At 33.7% G+C, this 1,065-nt stretch carries 2 protein-coding genes; one reads left to right on the top strand and one right to left on the bottom strand.

Going from position 1 to position 1,065, the window contains the following annotated elements; genetic code table 11:
* Window positions 1-187: 187 nt before the first annotated feature.
* Entirely contained in the window at window positions 188-601 is a 414-nt protein-coding gene (locus tag DWW52_RS20890; protein ID WP_118717878.1) for an Arm DNA-binding domain-containing protein, read from the top strand.
* A 23-nt stretch (window positions 602-624) separates the two neighbouring features.
* Here the strand turns inward: DWW52_RS20890 and DWW52_RS20885 are convergent.
* The coding region (locus DWW52_RS20885) for a hypothetical protein (RefSeq protein ID WP_148315423.1) at window positions 625-1,065 on the bottom strand (441 nt) is incomplete at its 5' end.

Genomic DNA, 1,065 nt, shown 5'->3' with positions numbered 1-1,065 from the left:
GATGATCCACCTAATTTTTCACGTGAGCCAAAATATGCATCTCGCATAGTGTAATTCGTGGGTGATTTTTTTCACCCTAAAATCTCCCACGAATAGGAACTTATTTCATTGTATTACACCGTTTTACGCATTTACATTATTCAAGCATTCCTCACCTTTGAATTCACAAATTTAACAGGAAGAGATTATGCAAAAACAAACATTTAGCGTGCTATTTTTCATCAGAAGAACAAAGTTATTAAAAACTGGAGAGACCCCTATCCAGATGAGATTAACCCTGTGCGGGCAGAATACCGAAATTCAATTACCGAGAAGGATTAAACCAACATCGTGGAACCAGAAAAAAGAACGTACACCAGGTAAAGATCCTGTATCGATAGAGATTAACAGGTATCTAGATTCTGTCAGAACAAAAATTTACTCGATTCAAAGAGAAATCGAAGAAGAATTGTTACCCATTACTTTAAAAGAAATCAAAGACAGGTTCTCTGGCAAAAAGCAGAGAGAGCAATTCAAATATTTTTTCCAACTTTTCCAAGATGAGATTGATCGAATGGAATCACTTCTAGGGGTCAATTACATTGGAATTTCCATCACGTGAAAAAAAATAGCAAGCCTTATAAATTATAAACAATTTATCATCTTATCCATCATTATGGCAGACTCCGGACGTGAACAAGAGTTCTTGCTTAAGCAAATCTTTATAAGGTTGATATATTTATCAGGGATTTGTTCTCCATTCTTCGTAAAGGGATCAAATTGAGGTTCTATGTTTTTCACGTTTGCACAAAATCCTTTCCATGTATATCCATCAAATGGGAATCGCTCCCAGAAAAGATAATATAACAAAACTCCTATCCTGTAAACATCACAAGTAAAAGATGGAATATAATTATTGTATTTATGAAAAACATTCGGTTCTAAATTTTCCGGTTCGATGTAATTATATATCCCTCCACAAACAATATTAACTATATCCGTTTGTTCTTTTAAATAAGAATATCCAAAATCTAATAAAAATACAAAACCATTATGATTGGAAAAGCCACGCGACTTTGACCCTTT

Source organism: Odoribacter sp. AF15-53 (assembly GCF_003479425.1).
GTDB lineage: Bacteria > Bacteroidota > Bacteroidia > Bacteroidales > Marinifilaceae > Butyricimonas.
The sequence above is the reverse complement of the archived record's forward strand: the minus strand, read 5'-3'. Positions and strand labels throughout refer to the sequence as shown.